The organism is Streptomyces sp. NPDC127197 (assembly GCF_042672405.1).
Taxonomy (GTDB): domain Bacteria; phylum Actinomycetota; class Actinomycetes; order Streptomycetales; family Streptomycetaceae; genus Streptomyces; species Streptomyces flavusporus.
On record NZ_JBHXVG010000016.1, the window covers coordinates 60181 to 75384 of the forward strand.

Consider the following 15204-nt stretch of genomic DNA (forward strand, 5'->3'; position numbering starts at 1 on the left):
GTACTCAGGAATCCTTGACCTGGCTACGAGTTGACCTGTGCGGTCACCAGGCTCGAGAAGGTGGTCAGGCGGGTGTAGATGCCCGGGTAGCCGGCCGCCGCGCAGCCCTCGCCCCAGGACGTGATCCCTGCCAGGACGCCCCCGATGAGCAGGGGACCGCCGCTGTCGCCCTGGCAGGTGTCCACGCCGCCGGAGGTGTATCCGGCGCACACCATGTCGCTCGCGACGAAGTCCGAGCCGTACGAGCCGGCGCAGCTGGAGTCGGAGACCGTCGGGACCGTCGCGGTGCGCAGCTGGTTGGAGGAGCTGCCGCCCGAGGAGGTGGTGCCCCAGCCGAGGATGCGGGCGGTGGTGCCGGCCGCGTAGACGGAGGTCTGCGAGGAGGAGACGTACTTCGCCGTCGTGTACGGCATGGACGTCGACAGCGTCAGGACGGCCACGTCGTCGCCGTTGGTGACGTCCGTGTAGCTCGGGTGGATCCAGATCTTGCTGACCCGGCTCACCGTGCCGTTCGTGCCGTTCAGGTAGGTGCGGCCGCCGACCACACGGACGCTGCTGGTGGTCTCGCCGACCATGCAGTGCGCGGCGGTGACGACCTTCGTGGGGGAGACCAGCGTGCCGCCGCAGAACTGGTCCTGCGAGGCGTCCGTGATCTGCATCATGAACGGGTACGCGGTCGTGGTGGTCGTCGTGCCGCCGACGATGGGCTGCGGGGCGGCGACGGCGGCGGGGGCGGTCAGCAGCGCGGTCGCGGCGGCGGCAGCGGCCGCCGTGAGGACGGCGGCGGTCTTTCTGAGACGGGTGAGCCCGAGCATGAGTCTCCTCAAGGGGTTGCCGGTGGGGGGTCGCGCGGGTGTGGGGGTGGAGCACGAGGGTCTCGGGACCGACCCCCGCGTGCCCGGCGAGCGGCACTCCCTTACGCTAGAACCCGGAACACTTCCCTCCCAATGAGGGAACTCCCTAAGGGAGTTGGGAAGGGAAATCCCTCGGTTCCCCGCAACAGGCCCTGCGCGGGCCGCACTTGGTGTACGGCTTCACTTCGCGTACGGCTTGATCTCGCGTACAGCCCTCACCTGGCGTGGCGCCCCGCCGCCAGTCTGACGATGTCCACCCGCGATCGGATCCCCAGCTTGCGGTAGACCCGGGTGAGCGTGGCCTCGACCGTCTTGACGCTGATGAACAGACGCCCGGCGATCTCCCGGTTGGTCGCGCCCTCCATCACGAGCGCGGCGACCTGACGCTCCATCGAGGCCAGGCCCTCGAGCGCGTCGAGCGCGGCGGGCGCGGCCGCCGGGACGGCCGGCCGGACGGACGGGCCCGCGGCGACCGCCGCGTCCACCTGACGCAGCCAGGGCAGCGCCCGGCACCGCCTGAACAGCCGCGCCGCCTCGTCGTACGACGCCGGGCCCGGACGCCCGGCGCGCAGCCGCGCCGACTCGAAGGCGGCCCGCGCCTCCTCGAGCCCGTAGCCCAGCTTAGCCAGCCGGTCCTGGACGGACGTCAACTGGGCGAGCGCCGCCTCGTGTTCACCGCGCGCTGCCCGCACCAGCGCCTCGGCCCGGTCGAGGACGGCCAGCACGCTCTCCCGGCCGAGCCGCATCGCCTGCTCTCGTGTCACGTCGATGACGTCCTGCGCCTCGGCCGGCTCACCGATGCGCACCAGCGCCTCCGCGAGGTCCCCGTGCCAGCGGCCGCGCGCCGGGTCCGTCACGCCGAGTCCCTGCTCCAGCTCCCGCACCCGGCGCAGCGATCCGACCGTGCCCTGGGCGTCCCCGGCGACCAACTGGACGTAGCCGAGGGCGGCCAGTGCCCGGGAGACATAGATCTGGTCGCCGTCCTCCTCCGCGTGCTCCACCGCCTCCCGGGCCAGCGCCAGTGCCTGGTCCACACTGCCGCCCGAGGCCTCCGCGAGCGAGGTGAGCATGGCGGCGGCCACCTCGCCGATCCCGGAGTCCCGGGCCAGCCGCAGGCTCTCGCGGGCCAGATCCAGGGCCCGCCCGCAGTGCCCCGACCGCAGTTCGGTCTCGGCGAGCAGCCGCAGGAAGTGCACTTCGCTCTCGACCATGCCGCGCCGCCGCACCTCGCGCAGCAGCGAGGTGACGGTCCGGCGGGCCTCCGGCAGCTCGTCGCTCATCAGCAGCCAGCGGAAGCGCGTCGAGCCCGCGCCGTTGTGATGGCACGCCACCTGCGGGTCCTGCGGCTCCTTCAGCGCCCGCTTGATGGTGGCGGGAGCGTCCGGGTGGCCCATCAGGGTCTCGGCCTGCGCCTGGAAGGCGAGCGCGAGGAGCTCGGTGCGCCGGTCGCCGGCCCGGGCGGCCAGGTCGGCCGCGTGGGCGGCCTCCACGCGGCCCTCGGCGAAGTCGCCCTCGACGACGAGGACCCGCCAGGCCAGCTGGTAGTGCACCAGGGCGAGCAGCCCCGGGTCGTCGCCCGCGTCGGCCAGCGCCTGCGGGAAGACGGCGTCGACGTCCCCGAGGGCCTGGCCGGCCGCCTCGATCACCACCATCCAGGCCCGCACCCGGTCCGCGGGCACCGTGGCCACGGTCAGCACCTCGCGGGCGATGTCCCGGGCGAGGTCCACCTCCCCGGCGGTGATCGCGTCCTCGGCGGCCAGCAACCGCCGCTCGTCGGGCCCCGGCACGCTGTCGGCCGGGGTGTGCCGGGCCGCGAGCAGTCCGAGGGAGGCGGCGACCGAGGGCGCACCGCGGTCCCGGGCCAGCGCGGCGGCCCCGGCGAGCCGCGCCGCCACGTCCGGGTCGGTGCCGATGGTCGCCAGGGCGAGATGCCGGGCCCGCTCGATCGGGTCGGAGGCCGCCGTGGACAGCGCGGCATGAGCGGCCCGCCGCTGGTGCGCGGGCGCCTCCGCGTACAGCGCGGCCGAGATCAGCGGATGCGCGAACCGTACGGTGGGGCCCTCCGGTTCCGTGGCCAGCAGCCCGAGTTCGGCGGCCCGGGCGGTGTCGGCCTCGGCGTTCTCCCGGCCGGCCGCGAGCAGCAGGGCCGTCGTGGGGCGGGCGCCCGCGCTGGCCACGAGGAGGGTGTGCCGTGCCTCGTCGGAGAGCATCTCCAGCCGGCTGAGGACGAGCGCCCGCAGCGAGGTCGGCACGGGCAGCGGCTCGCCCGGGCGTGGCGGGGTGGGATTCTCGGCGAGGGCGCGGCCCAGTTCCAGCGCGAACAGCGGGTTGCCGCCGCTGGTGCGGTGGATCTCGCGAACGGTGGACCGTGGCAGGCCGGTGTAACCGCGGTGGTCGAGCAGCGCGGAGACCTGGGTGCGGGAGAGCGGACCGAGGCGGACGGCGAGGGTGTCCGGCGGGGACGCGCGTAGATGGCGGTCGTACTCCTGGCCCTCGGTCCGTACCGCGCACAGCATCCGGACGGGCGTGTCGCCGAGCCGGCGGGCGGCGAAGCCGAGGAGTTCGGCACTGGCTGGATCCAGCCACTGCACGTCGTCGGCGACGATCAGGACCGGACCGTCGGTGGCGAGCGCGCGCAGCGCGGACAGCACCGCCAGACGCAGCGCGAGACCGTCCCGCTGGAGGGTGGACTCGCCGCGGCCGGTGAGCGCCGACTCCAGGGCGGTGCGCTGGGCGGCGGGCAGCTTGCCCGAGACCTCGTCGAGGACGAGTCCGAACAGGTCCGCCAGGGCCAGGAACGGCAGATGGGATTCGGACTCCGTCGCCGAGCAGCGCAACACGGTCCGTGCCGCCCCGCCGTATTCCGCGGCCAGCGCACGCAGCACCGTCGACTTTCCTATTCCGGCGGGCCCGTGGAGCAGCACGCTGCCGCCACGGCCGAGCTGCTCACACGCCGCCGTGAACGGCTCCTCCCGGCCGATGACCAGGTCGGAGCGGCATCTGCCAGGCTCCGAGAAGTCCCGTCGCATGGTCACCGCTCCCTCCGCGTGTCGTGTCCTGGCCAAATTCTAGGCAACAAGTCATTGAAATTCGGAGTGCCGCCGTGGTGAGGGAAATAACAGCGGGGTGGCACGGGGAATTTCACCGCGCGCTCGACTGAATAGCAGCGCAAGGGACGCGCCCGGCTCGAGCCTTTCGGACACCGCACGGGCGGGTGGGTCGGAAAACGCCACAAACCTACGGCAACCACCCTGCCCGACGCGCGGCGACCACGGCCTCTCCACGGGTCCGGGCCCCGAGCTTCCGCATGGCGGACCGCAGATACCCTTTGACTGTCTCGGCGGTCACGCCCAACCGCTCGGCGGCACCGGCGTTCGTGGCCCCCGCGGCGACGCACGCCAGCACATCCACCTCCCGGGGCGTCGGACGAACCCCCACCGACGACACATCGACAGTCAGCAGCTCGCAGGCGTCGAGAAGCTCAGCCCGCAACGAAGGGTCCGCGATCCGAGGCGCCAGCGCCCGCAACGCCGCATGCGCCTCCCGCACCTGCTCCCATCTCGCGCCGGACGCGACCTCGGAGGCCAGCGTCCGTGCCTCCTCCCGCACGACCAGGGCCCGCTCCACGTCCCGCGCCGCCTCGACCGCCACGCTCAGCGTCCGGTCGCCCAGCGGGTGGGCCGTACGCAGGGCGCCGTACAGGACACCCCGCACCCGGTGCCGTACGACGACGGGCACCGCCACCACCGACCGCAGCCCCTCGGCGACGACGGGGGCGTCGTATTCGTGGCTGATCTGCCGCGACGACGAGTAGTCCGTCACCGCGCACGGCCGGGCGAGCACCACCGCCTTGCCGCCCAGGCCGTTGCCGGAGGTCACCGAGACCGCGCGCAGCGCGGAGGTCGCGGTGCCGCTGAGTTCGCTGATACGCATCTGTTGACGCCCGGCCTCCATCAGCCCGCCGAAGGCGACCGGGAGTCTGGTGGTGCGCCGCAGCCGCACCAGCGCGTTCCGTATCTCCACCGACTCCGCCGTGTCTGCTCCCACGTGCTCGCCCTTTCCTGCCGCACACCCCCGTTCGGGGGTAGTGAGACCTGCATCACGGATTAGACGATGGCGAAGAGCCGCCCGGCAATGGTCCGGTACCGAGGAGGATGGATGACAACGGCGACGGAACCCTTCCGCAGGGCGCGGGACTTCCTGCTGCAGCACCGCGAGGACTACGCCACCGCATACGAGGGCTTCGCCTGGCCCCGTCTCGAGCGGTTCAACTGGGCGCTGGACTGGTTCGACGTCATCGCGGACGGAAACCTCCGGACCGCGCTCCACATCGTCGAGGAGGACGGCTCCGAAGTCCGCCTGTCCTTCGCCGAGATGTCGGCCCGCTCCGACCGGGTCGCGAACTGGCTGCGCGCGCGGGGCGTCGGCGCCGAGGACCGGGTCCTGGTCATGCTCGGCAACCAGGCCGAGCTGTGGGAGACGGCCCTCGCGGCGATGAAGCTGCGTGCCGTCGTCATCCCGGCCACCCCGCTGCTCGGCCCCGCCGACCTGCGCGACCGTGTCGACCGGGGCCGGGTGCGACACGTGATCGTGCGCGCCGCGGACACTGGCAAGTTCGACGAGGTGCCCGGCACCTACACGCGTATCGCGGTCGGCGGCGCGGGCGCGGGCTGGCAGCCGTACGAGGACGCGTACGGCGCCTCCGACGCCTTCACCCCGGACGGCCCGACCCTGGCCGACGACCCGCTGATGCTGTACTTCACCTCGGGGACGACGGCCCGCCCCAAACTGGTCGAGCACACCCACACCTCGTACCCGGTCGGGCATCTGGCCACCATGTACTGGATCGGCCTCCGACCCGGCGACGTGCACCTGAACATCTCCTCGCCGGGCTGGGCCAAGCACGCCTGGTCGAACCTGTTCGCCCCCTGGAACGCGGAGGCGACCGTCTTCCTGCACAACTACACGCGTTTCGACGCGGCCCGGCTGATGTCCGAGATGGACCGTGCGGGCGTCACCACCTTCTGCGCCCCGCCGACGGTGTGGCGGATGCTCATCCAGGCCGACCTGACCCAGCTGCGCACCCCGCCCCGGGAGGCCGTCGCCGCCGGTGAGCCGCTGAATCCCGAGGTGATCGAACAGGTCCGCCGCGCCTGGGGCGTGACCATCAGGGACGGCTTCGGACAGACCGAGACCGCCGTCCAGGTCGCCAACACTCCGGGACAGCCCCTGAAGACCGGCTCCATGGGCCGCCCCAGCCCCGGTTACCGCGTCGAACTCCTCGACCCGGTCACCGGCGCACCCGGTGCCGACGAGGGCGAGATCGCCCTCGACCTGTCGGCGGAACCCGTCGGCCTGATGACCGGCTACCACGGCGACCCGGACCGCACGGCGGAGGCGATGGCGGACGGCTACTACCGCACCGGGGACATCGGCGCGCGGGACGCCGACGGATACATCACCTACGTCGGACGCGCCGACGACGTGTTCAAGGCCTCCGACTACAAGATCTCCCCCTTCGAGCTGGAGAGCGCCCTGCTGGAGCACGAGGCGGTCGCCGAGGCCGCCGTCGTGCCCGCCCCGGACGAGGTACGCCTCGCCGTGCCGAAGGCGTACGTCGTGCTGGCGGACGGCTGGGAGCCCGGCCCCGACACCGCCAAGGTCCTGTTCGAGCACTCCCGCGAGGTGCTCGCCCCCTACAAGCGCATCCGCCGCCTGGAGTTCGGTGACCTGCCCAAGACCGTCTCCGGCAAGATCCGCCGTGTCGAGCTGCGCGAGGCCACGGCCGCGGGCTCGGCGGGCGAGTACCGCGAGGAGGACTTCCGGTGACCGAACTGTCGTACACGCACGGGACGAGCGAGGTCCCGCTCCTCGGGGGCACCATCGGCGCCAACCTGGACCGCGCCATCGCCGCGTATCCCGACCGCGAGGCACTCGTGGACGTTCCCTCGGGGCGGCGCTGGACCTACGCCGAGTTCGGGGCGGCGGTCGACGAGGTGGCGCGCGGACTGCTCGCCAAGGGCGTGGCAAAGGGCGACCGGGTCGGCATCTGGGCGATCAACTGCCCCGAGTGGGTCCTCGTCCAGTACGCCACCGCCCGCATCGGCGCGATCATGGTGAACATCAACCCGGCTTACCGCGCACACGAGTTGGAGTACGTGCTGAAGCAGGCCGGCATCTCGGTGCTGATTTCCTCGCTCGCCCACAAGAGCAGCGACTACCGGGCGCTCGTGGAGCAAGTGCGCGGCAAGTGCCCGCAGTTGAGGGAGACCGTCTTCATCGGCGACCCGTCCTGGGAGGCGCTGACGGCGGCCGCGGCGCAGGTGCCGTACGAACAGCTCACCAGCGTCGGAGCCGAGTTGAGCTGTGACGACCCGGTCAACATCCAGTACACCTCGGGCACGACCGGTTTCCCGAAGGGCGCCACGCTCTCCCACCACAACATCCTCAACAACGGTTACTGGGTGGGCCGCACGATCGGCTACACGGAGCAGGACCGGGTCTGCCTGCCCGTGCCCTTCTACCACTGCTTCGGCATGGTGATGGGCAACCTGGCCGCCACCTCCCACGGAGCCTGCATCGTCATCCCGGCGCCCTCCTTCGACCCGAAGGCCACCCTGGAGGCCGTCCAGCAGGAGCGCTGCACGTCCCTGTACGGCGTCCCGACCATGTTCATCGCGGAGCTGAACCACCCCGACTTCGCGGGGTACGACCTGTCGTCGCTGCGCACCGGCATCATGGCGGGCTCGCCCTGCCCGGTGGAGGTGATGAAGAGGGTGGTCGCCGAGATGCACATGGAGGAGGTCTCCATCTGCTACGGCATGACCGAGACGTCCCCGGTCTCCACGCAGACCCGCAGGGACGACGACCTGGAGCACCGCACCACCACCGTCGGCCGCGTCCTCCCGCACATCGAGGTGAAGATCGTCGACCCGGCGACCGGCGTGACCCAACCGCGCGGCACCGCCGGTGAGTTGTGCACCCGCGGCTACAGCGTGATGCTCGGCTACTGGAACGAGCCCGAGAAGACCGCCGAGGCCATCGACCCCGGCCGCTGGATGCACACCGGGGACCTGGCGGTGATGCGCGAGGACGGGTACGTCGAGATCGTCGGCCGCATCAAGGACATGATCATCCGGGGCGGGGAGAACATCTACCCGCGCGAGATCGAGGAGTTCCTGTACGCCCACCCGAAGATCGCCGACATCCAGGTCGTGGGTGTGCCGCACGAGCGGTACGGCGAGGAGGTGCTCGCCTGTGTGATCCCCCGCGACCCGGCCGACCCGCTGACACTGGAGGAGCTGCGGGCGTTCTGCGAGGGGCAGTTGGCGCACTACAAGATCCCCAGCAGGCTGCGGATCCTCGACTCCTTCCCGATGACCGTCTCGGGGAAGGTGCGCAAGGTCGAGCTGCGGGAGACGTACGCGGCGGACTGAGCAGTCGTCCGCAGACGGTTACCTCAGGCCCCCGTGGCGTGCAGTTCGTCGGCGGGCCCGTTGGCCGGTTGCGGCGGGCCCGTCGGGCCGAGTACGAACAGCGGTATGCCGAGGGTGTCGGCGCGGGTGCGGGCGTCCTCGGTGTAGCCGGCGAGCGAGAAGTACACGCACTCCGCGGATTCCGTCATGGCCGTCAGCCACAGGCACTCCACGTCCCGGAGGGTGGCCGGGCGCACCGACGGGTCGACCTGGGCGAGCAGGCCGCGGGCGGCGAGCCCTACGCCGGACGGGGGCCGCTGGTCGGCGCGGCGGATGTCCCGGTGGCCGAGCCGGTGGAGGTGGAGGGCGGCGGCCGTGACGACGTCGAGAGCGGTGCGCGGAGCGACGGGGCGGTGGTCCGCGCCGGGTACCACCGGGATCCGCAGCACGGTCCCGCAGGGGCAGCCCAGTTCCGGACGGGGCCACTGGTTGCCGCGGCCGCATGCCGGGCAGCGCACGGCGACCCATTCCTCGTCCCAGACGCGGTGTGTGACCACCGCCGGTGCCGTGAGCCGGTCCAGCGCGGGGCTGACGGGAGCGCCACAGGCGCAGGGGTAGGACGGCGCGGCGTAGACGTGCTCACGCCGACAGGCCGGGCAGCGCACCGGCACGCTCTCGGGCATGGCCCACTCCAAGGCGTCGTAGCAGGGCAGCTGTCCCATCGTGCTCCTGTCGGACCCCGTCTGTCCGTCTCTTGACGGCATTCGCACAGCCCCCTACATTGCTTCCAGATAGTAGAAGTTGCTTTCCGTTATACGGAAAAACTATACGGAAAGCTCGCTCATACGGAAGCCGCTCACCGCGGGGCGCGACGGGAGTGCGAATCCGACAGCCGAAGCAGGAGTACTCCATGGCTCGAATGACCGCTGCCCGCGCGGCAGTTGAGATCCTCAAACGTGAGGGCGTCACGGACGCCTTCGGTGTGCCGGGTGCGGCGATCAACCCGTTCTACGCGGCTCTCAAGGCCTCCGGCGGCATCGGCCACACCCTCGCCCGGCACGTCGAGGGCGCCTCCCACATGGCCGAGGGCTACACCCGCACCCACCCCGGCAACATCGGCGTGTGCATCGGCACCTCCGGACCGGCCGGCACCGACATGATCACCGGCCTGTACTCCGCGACCGGCGACTCGATCCCGATCCTGTGCATCACCGGCCAGGCCCCCACCGCGGTGATCCACAAAGAGGACTTCCAGGCCGTCGACATCGCCTCCATCGCCAAACCGGTGACCAAGATGGCGGTCACCGTCCTGGAGGCCGCGCAGGTCCCCGGCGTCTTCCAGCAGGCCTTCCATCTGATGCGCTCCGGCCGCCCCGGTCCCGTCCTGATCGACCTGCCGATCGACGTCCAGCTCACCGAGATCGAGTTCGACCCGGACACGTACGAGCCGCTCCCGGTCTACAAGCCGGCCGCGACCCGCGCCCAGATCGAGAAGGCGATCGGGATGCTGAACGCCGCCGAGCGCCCGCTGATCGTCGCCGGCGGCGGCATCATCAACGCCGACGCCGCCGAACTCCTCGTGGAATTCGCCGAACTGACGGGCACTCCGGTGATCCCGACCCTGATGGGCTGGGGCGTCATCCCCGACGACCACGAGCTGAACGCCGGCATGGTCGGCCTGCAGACCTCGCACCGCTACGGCAACGCGACCTTCCTGGAGTCCGACTTCGTCCTCGGTATCGGCAACCGCTGGGCCAACCGCCACACCGGCAAGCTGGACGTCTACACGGCCGGGCGGAAGTTCGTCCACGTGGACATCGAGCCGACCCAGATCGGCAAGATCTTCGCCCCCGACTACGGCATCGCCTCCGACGCCAAGGCCGCCCTCGAGCTCTTCGTCGAGGTGGCACGGGAGTTGAAGGCGGCGGGCGCGCTGCCCGACCGCTCCGGCTGGGCCGCCGCCGCGCAGGAGAAGAAGGCGAAGCTCCAGCGTCGTACGCACTTCGACAACATCCCGATCAAGCCGCAGCGCGTCTACGAGGAGATGAACAAGGCCTTCGGCCCGGAGACCCGGTACGTCACCACCATCGGCCTCTCGCAGATCGCCGGCGCCCAGATGCTGCACGTCTACCGGCCGCGGCACTGGATCAACTGCGGCCAGGCCGGCCCGCTCGGCTGGACCGTCCCGGCCGCGCTCGGCGTCGCCAAGGCCGACCCGGAGGCGTCCGTGGTCGCGCTCTCCGGGGACTACGACTTCCAGTTCATGATCGAGGAACTGGCGGTCGGGGCGCAGCACAAGATCCCGTACGTCCATGTCCTCGTCAACAACTCCTACCTCGGCCTGATCCGCCAGGCGCAGCGGGCGTTCGAGATCGACTTCCAGGTCAACCTGGAGTTCGAGAACGTCAACTCGCCCGAGCTGGGCGTCTACGGCGTCGACCACGTCAAGGTCGCCGAGGGCCTGGGCTGCAAGGCGATCCGGGTGACCGACCCGGACGAGCTGGGCGCGGCCTTCGAGGAGGCCAAGAAGCTGGCCGCCGAGTTCCAGGTGCCGGTCGTCGTGGAGGCGATCCTGGAGCGCGTCACCAACATCTCCATGTCGACCACCAACGACATCAGCAGCGTGGTGGAGTTCGAGGAGCTCGCGACCGAGCCGGGGCATGCGCCGACCTCGATCAAGGCACTGAAGGTCTGACGCACGTCCGAGTTCAGTCCCCGCCGCCTCCGCCACCCCCGCCGCATCCGTATCCCCCGCCCCCGTAGGGGTACCCGCCGGGGGTGGCGCCGGGTTCGCCGTCGCCCTGGCCGGGTGTTTCCTCCGCGCCGAACGTCCGGCGGAGGTCGGTGCCCCGGCCGAACGGGAAGCGCCCCTCGTCGGCGAGCGCGCTCCGGCCGACGAGCCCCGAGGCGTGGGCGAAACGCGGCAGGAGCGCGGTCAGGGCCCGGTCGCCGAACAGCGCCACCGCGAGCAGCACGTCATCGTCCCCCCGCCCGTCCGGGGCCGCGGGGAGCGGGTGCAGCTCGCGGAGGGCCGCCAGGTGACGGCGGGCGGCGCGGGTCGGGCCGGGCAGCGTCGAGCGCAGGAGCCCGGCCGCGGCGAGTTCGCCGCGCATCCGCGCCAGGGCGCGACGTACCACCGACCGGCCGAGCAACTCCCGTATGCCGGCGGGCCGGTAGAGACCGACGCGTACCGCCTTCTCCAGCGGGTGCAGTGGGGCCGGGGCGTCCGCGCCCGGCGGCGTCGCCTTGCGCAGGGTCCCCGGCCGGCCGGCTTCGACGATGCCCCGCAGATGCAGCGCCAGCACGGCGACCGTGACGGCGGCGCGTGGGCCGCCCCGCAGCAGCGCGATCTCGTGCGGCTCCAGCCGGTCCGTCGTTCTGTCACCCATGACACACCCCCGATCCACGGGGCCCGCCACCCCCGTGCCGGCGGGTCCCGTGTGAGGGGTATCTGCCCGCGTCGGCGCGGGGGCGAAGCATCCCGGGGCGGGTTCAGAGGTTGATTTGAGGGTGCCGTAGCCGGCGTACGTCCCCTGACGTACACGGGTCATTCGGTGCCGGGCTGCTCGTGATGCTCCGACAGCCCGGGCCAGTCGTCCGGGCCGCCGCCCTGCCATTCGATGAGGTCGCTCTCCTCGACCTCGATCGTGTCCAGATCGGCCAGACGCAGGATCTCGACGACGTCGTCCAGGTGAGTGGCGATGCCGAGGGTCTCGTCGCCCGAGGTGACCCGGCGGGAGCCGTCGAGGGCCGGGGGGTGCACGACGACGTGCGGGGGCTGTGTGGGGTGTGCCATGCCTCCAGGTTGCTGCGGGCGGGGGCAATCCGCACGTCAGCCGGGAGGGGGGCGGGTGTACAGCGGAAGGGCGCCGGGAAGATGAGGGTTCCTTCCCGGCGCCCTGCGTTGTGGCCGTCCGACGGTGCGAGGCTGGGCGCGACAGGACGTTCGCACCGCCGGACGGAGTCGGTGTGGCTGGGACCGCGGCGGTGCGACGGAACCGGGGCGCCTTCCCTCAGGTCGAGAAGGGAGCCTCGGGACCTTCACCACCGCACTGGCTCGCACGCCGCCGCGGTCCTCGCCTGCCCGCCCCGTCCGAGCGACCACCCCTCATTCGGGTCGCTCGGTCTGGGCGGGCTGTGCGTCCGGCACCTGACCTACTGACAGGTGCCGGACGCGGTCCAGGTGTTCAGGTTCCGGGCGACACCGACGCCTGGGCGCGACAGGACAGTGTCAGCGGCGGCGCCGCCCGGAAGTCTCAGAGCTGGGCACCGGAGAGGCGCTCGACCGCGCGCAGCAGCGCGGAGTGGTCCAGGCCGCCGTCGCCCTGCGTGCGCAGGGAGGCCACCAGCTGGGCGACCACGGCGCCGACCGGCAGGGCCGCGCCGACGTTGCGGGCCGCGTCCGTGACGATCCCCATGTCCTTGTGGTGCAGGTCGATACGGAAGCCCGGCTTGAAGTCCCGGTTGAGGAAGTTGTCCTTCTTGCGGGTCAGTACGGTCGAGCCCGCGAGGCCGCCGTTCAGGACGTCCAGCGCCGCCTTCAGGTCCACGCCCGACTTCTCCAGAAAGACCACGGCCTCGGCGCAGGCCTGGATGTTCACGGCGACGATCAGCTGGTTGGCGGCCTTCACGGTCTGGCCGGAGCCGTGCGGACCGCACAGCACGATGGTCTTGCCGAGGGCCTCGAAGATCGGCTTCGCCGTGTCGAAGTCCGCCTGCTCACCGCCGACCATGATGGACAGCACGGCCTCGACGGCGCCGGCCTCACCGCCGGACACGGGGGCGTCCAGGACGCGGATGCCCTTGTCCTCGGCCGCCTTCGCCAGGTCGATCGAGGTCTGCGGGGTTATCGAGGACATGTCGATCAGCAGGGCACCGGACCTGGCGTTCTCCAGGATGCCGTCCGGGCCGTACGCGATGGCCTCGACCTGCGGTGAGGCGGGGACCATCGTGATGATGACGTCGGCGTCGCGCACGGCCTTGGCAATGGAGGAGGCGGCGGTGCCGCCGGCCGCGGCCAGGCGGTCCAGCTTCTCCTGCTCCAGGGTGTAGCCGGTGACGTCGTAACCCGCCTTGATCAGGTTCTCGGACATGGGGGAGCCCATGATGCCGAGGCCTATCCAGGCGATCTTGGGGGGAGTGTTGCTCATGAGAGGTGCCTTTCGGTACGGGGGTCAGCGGGACAGCCAGTCGAAGGCCTCGGCGCTCGGACGGTCGCCCGGCTTGTACTCGAGGCCGACCCAGCCGTCGTAACCCGCCTTCGTCAGCTGGTCGAGGAGGTCCTCGAGGGGCAGCGAGCCCGTGCCGGGCGCTCCGCGTCCCGGGTTGTCCGCGATCTGGACGTGGCCGGTCTTCGCCGCGTACTCCTCGATCACCGTCGGCAGGTCCTCGCCGTTCATGGACAGGTGGTAGAGGTCCATGAGGAAGCGGGCGTTGCCCAGACCCGTCGCGTCGTTGACCTTGTCGACGATCCCGACGGCGGCCGGCGCCGACACCAGCGGATACCGCGGCGACTCGGGCTTGTTCAGGGCCTCGATCAGCAGGATCGCGCCGATCCGGTCGGCGGCGCGGGCCGCGAGGGCCAGGTTCTCCAGCGCGAGGGCCTCCTGCTCGGCGGGGTCGACGCCCTCGACCCGGTTGCCGTAGAGCGCGTTGAGCGCCCTGCAGCCCAGGGAGGCGGCGAAGCCGGCGGCCACGTCGATGTTCGCGCGGAACCTCTCCGACTCCACGCCGGGCAGGGACAGGGCGCCGCGGTCCGGGCCCGGGAGCTGTCCGGCGTAGAAGTTCAGGCCGGTGAGCTGGACGCCCGCGTCCTCGATCGCCTTCTTCAGGGCGTCGAGCTCGGACTGCTCGGGGGTGGGGGAGTCGACCCAGGGCCACCACAGCTCGACCGCGGTGAAGCCCGCCGCGGCGGCCGCCGCCGGGCGCTCCAGGAGCGGGAGTTCCGTGAAGAGGATCGACAGGTTGACGTTGAAGCGCTGCTCTGTGAATCCCATGGGGTCGGCGCTCCCTCCCTGCTATTTCCGTATTGCGGAAGTTGCTTTCTGCTTAATGGAAAGACTGCCCGGGATGGCTGAGGGCTGTCAAGAGCGACCAGCAAAAAGGCGCCCCCGCGCAAAGGGCGCGGGGGCGCTGCGGAGACGGTGGCTCAGAGTGCGTCGACGGCGCTCACCTTCCACCCCTCGGACGTGCGGGTCATCGTCATCCGCACCCGGTTCAGGTCCAGCCGGGAACCGGTCACCTGGGTGCTCCTGGTCACCTGGTTGACGAAGAGCAGGACCACCGCCTCGTCCGCCGAGGCCGACACCACGGAGACCGCCGCGGCGCCGCCGGCCGGCTCCGCGACCGTTGCCTTCACCACGCCGTCGTACTTCTTCGCCGTCGGCCCGACCACCGTCCGCGTCGTCTTCCCGTACTCGTCGCGGAACTTGCCGGTGAGGTGGGCGCGCGCCGCGGCGAAGTCACGGTCCAGATGCCGGTGGTCGTACGAGAGCACGACGGGCGCCGCCTTCCGCGCGGCCGCGAGCGCCTGCGCGCGTGCCTGCTCGGCCTGCACGCCCTCCCGGTAGTGCATCCCGAGTACGGCGACGGCGACCAGTCCCGCCACCAGCAGCACGCACAGGATCCCGGTGAGCAGCCCCCGCCGGGAACCGCGCACGGCCGCCGTCTCCTCCAGGGCGTCCGCGTCGAAGTCCTCCGGCGACGGCTCCGGCGGATCGTCCCAGCCGTCCGGGGGCTCGATGACGACGGTGCGCCCGGCGAGCGGCCTCAGCTCTGCGACGGCGGTCGCCGGGCCCCGCTCCGCACGTTCCGCGCGCTTGGCCGCCGCGCGGGCCGCGGCCGTCATCGTGTGCCGGGTCGGGGAACCGGAGCCGCGGCCTCGGGTGGTGGTTTTCGCCACGGTCTTACTCCTCACTGGGTGATACGGCAGAAGG

12 protein-coding genes are annotated in these 15204 nt (G+C 71.7%); 3 read left to right on the forward strand and 9 right to left on the reverse strand.

Annotated elements, in window-relative coordinates; genetic code table 11:
* Positions 1-23: 23 nt before the first annotated feature.
* From ACFVJQ_RS24420 to ACFVJQ_RS24430, 3 genes are all read right to left on the reverse strand, one after another.
* Positions 24-815 carry a S1 family peptidase gene (locus ACFVJQ_RS24420; protein ID WP_385515185.1) on the reverse strand — a complete coding sequence of 264 codons (792 nt, stop codon included), beginning with the start codon at positions 813-815 and terminating at the stop codon, positions 24-26.
* 254 nt (positions 816-1069) lie between these two features.
* Positions 1070-3889 (reverse strand): AAA family ATPase, encoded by a 2820-nt coding sequence (locus ACFVJQ_RS24425; RefSeq protein ID WP_385786812.1) that lies wholly within the window; start codon positions 3887-3889, stop codon positions 1070-1072.
* A 202-nt stretch (positions 3890-4091) separates the two neighbouring features.
* Entirely contained in the window at positions 4092-4901 is an 810-nt protein-coding gene (locus tag ACFVJQ_RS24430) for a response regulator transcription factor (RefSeq protein WP_385515183.1), read from the reverse strand.
* A gap of 111 nt (positions 4902-5012) precedes the next feature.
* Between ACFVJQ_RS24430 and ACFVJQ_RS24435 the strand changes: the two genes are divergently transcribed.
* Positions 5013-6683: an AMP-binding protein gene (locus ACFVJQ_RS24435; RefSeq protein ID WP_385786815.1), complete on the forward strand. Its 1671-nt coding sequence runs from the start codon at positions 5013-5015 to the stop codon at positions 6681-6683.
* Positions 6680-8290, forward strand: a complete 1611-nt coding sequence (locus tag ACFVJQ_RS24440; RefSeq protein ID WP_385786818.1) for an AMP-binding protein — start codon at positions 6680-6682, stop codon at positions 8288-8290. The genes ACFVJQ_RS24435 and ACFVJQ_RS24440 overlap by 4 nt, the downstream gene beginning before the upstream one ends.
* A 23-nt stretch (positions 8291-8313) precedes the next feature.
* On the opposite strand, the gene ACFVJQ_RS24445 is transcribed toward ACFVJQ_RS24440, so the two are convergent.
* On the reverse strand, positions 8314-8991 hold the full coding sequence (locus ACFVJQ_RS24445) for a hypothetical protein (RefSeq protein ID WP_385786821.1): 678 nt from the start codon (positions 8989-8991) through the stop codon (positions 8314-8316).
* Between the two features lie 188 nt (positions 8992-9179).
* Between ACFVJQ_RS24445 and gcl the strand changes: the two genes are divergently transcribed.
* Positions 9180-10964, forward strand: coding sequence for a glyoxylate carboligase (gene gcl / locus ACFVJQ_RS24450; protein ID WP_385786824.1), 1785 nt, complete (start codon positions 9180-9182; stop codon positions 10962-10964).
* Positions 10965-10977: 13 nt separating this feature from the next.
* Here gcl and ACFVJQ_RS24455 read toward each other — a convergent pair whose 3' ends face one another.
* The 5 genes from ACFVJQ_RS24455 to ACFVJQ_RS24475 all read right to left on the reverse strand — a co-directional run bounded on the left by ACFVJQ_RS24455 (position 10978) and on the right by ACFVJQ_RS24475 (position 15170).
* A complete protein-coding gene (locus tag ACFVJQ_RS24455; RefSeq protein ID WP_385515178.1) occupies positions 10978-11658 on the reverse strand; it encodes a TIGR04222 domain-containing membrane protein in 681 nt (226 codons plus the stop codon).
* Between the two features lie 158 nt (positions 11659-11816).
* Complete coding sequence (locus ACFVJQ_RS24460) at positions 11817-12065, reverse strand: hypothetical protein (protein WP_385515177.1); 249 nt, start codon at positions 12063-12065, stop codon at positions 11817-11819.
* Positions 12066-12525: 460 nt separating this feature from the next.
* Positions 12526-13419 (reverse strand): 2-hydroxy-3-oxopropionate reductase, encoded by an 894-nt coding sequence (locus tag ACFVJQ_RS24465; protein WP_385515176.1) that lies wholly within the window; start codon positions 13417-13419, stop codon positions 12526-12528.
* A 24-nt stretch (positions 13420-13443) separates the two neighbouring features.
* The gene (locus ACFVJQ_RS24470) at positions 13444-14265 is read right to left on the reverse strand and encodes a TIM barrel protein (RefSeq protein WP_385515175.1); all 822 of its coding nucleotides are present in this window, start codon (positions 14263-14265) and stop codon (positions 13444-13446) included.
* Between the two features lie 152 nt (positions 14266-14417).
* Positions 14418-15170 (reverse strand): hypothetical protein, encoded by a 753-nt coding sequence (locus tag ACFVJQ_RS24475; protein ID WP_385786829.1) that lies wholly within the window; start codon positions 15168-15170, stop codon positions 14418-14420.
* Positions 15171-15204 lie beyond the last annotated feature (34 nt).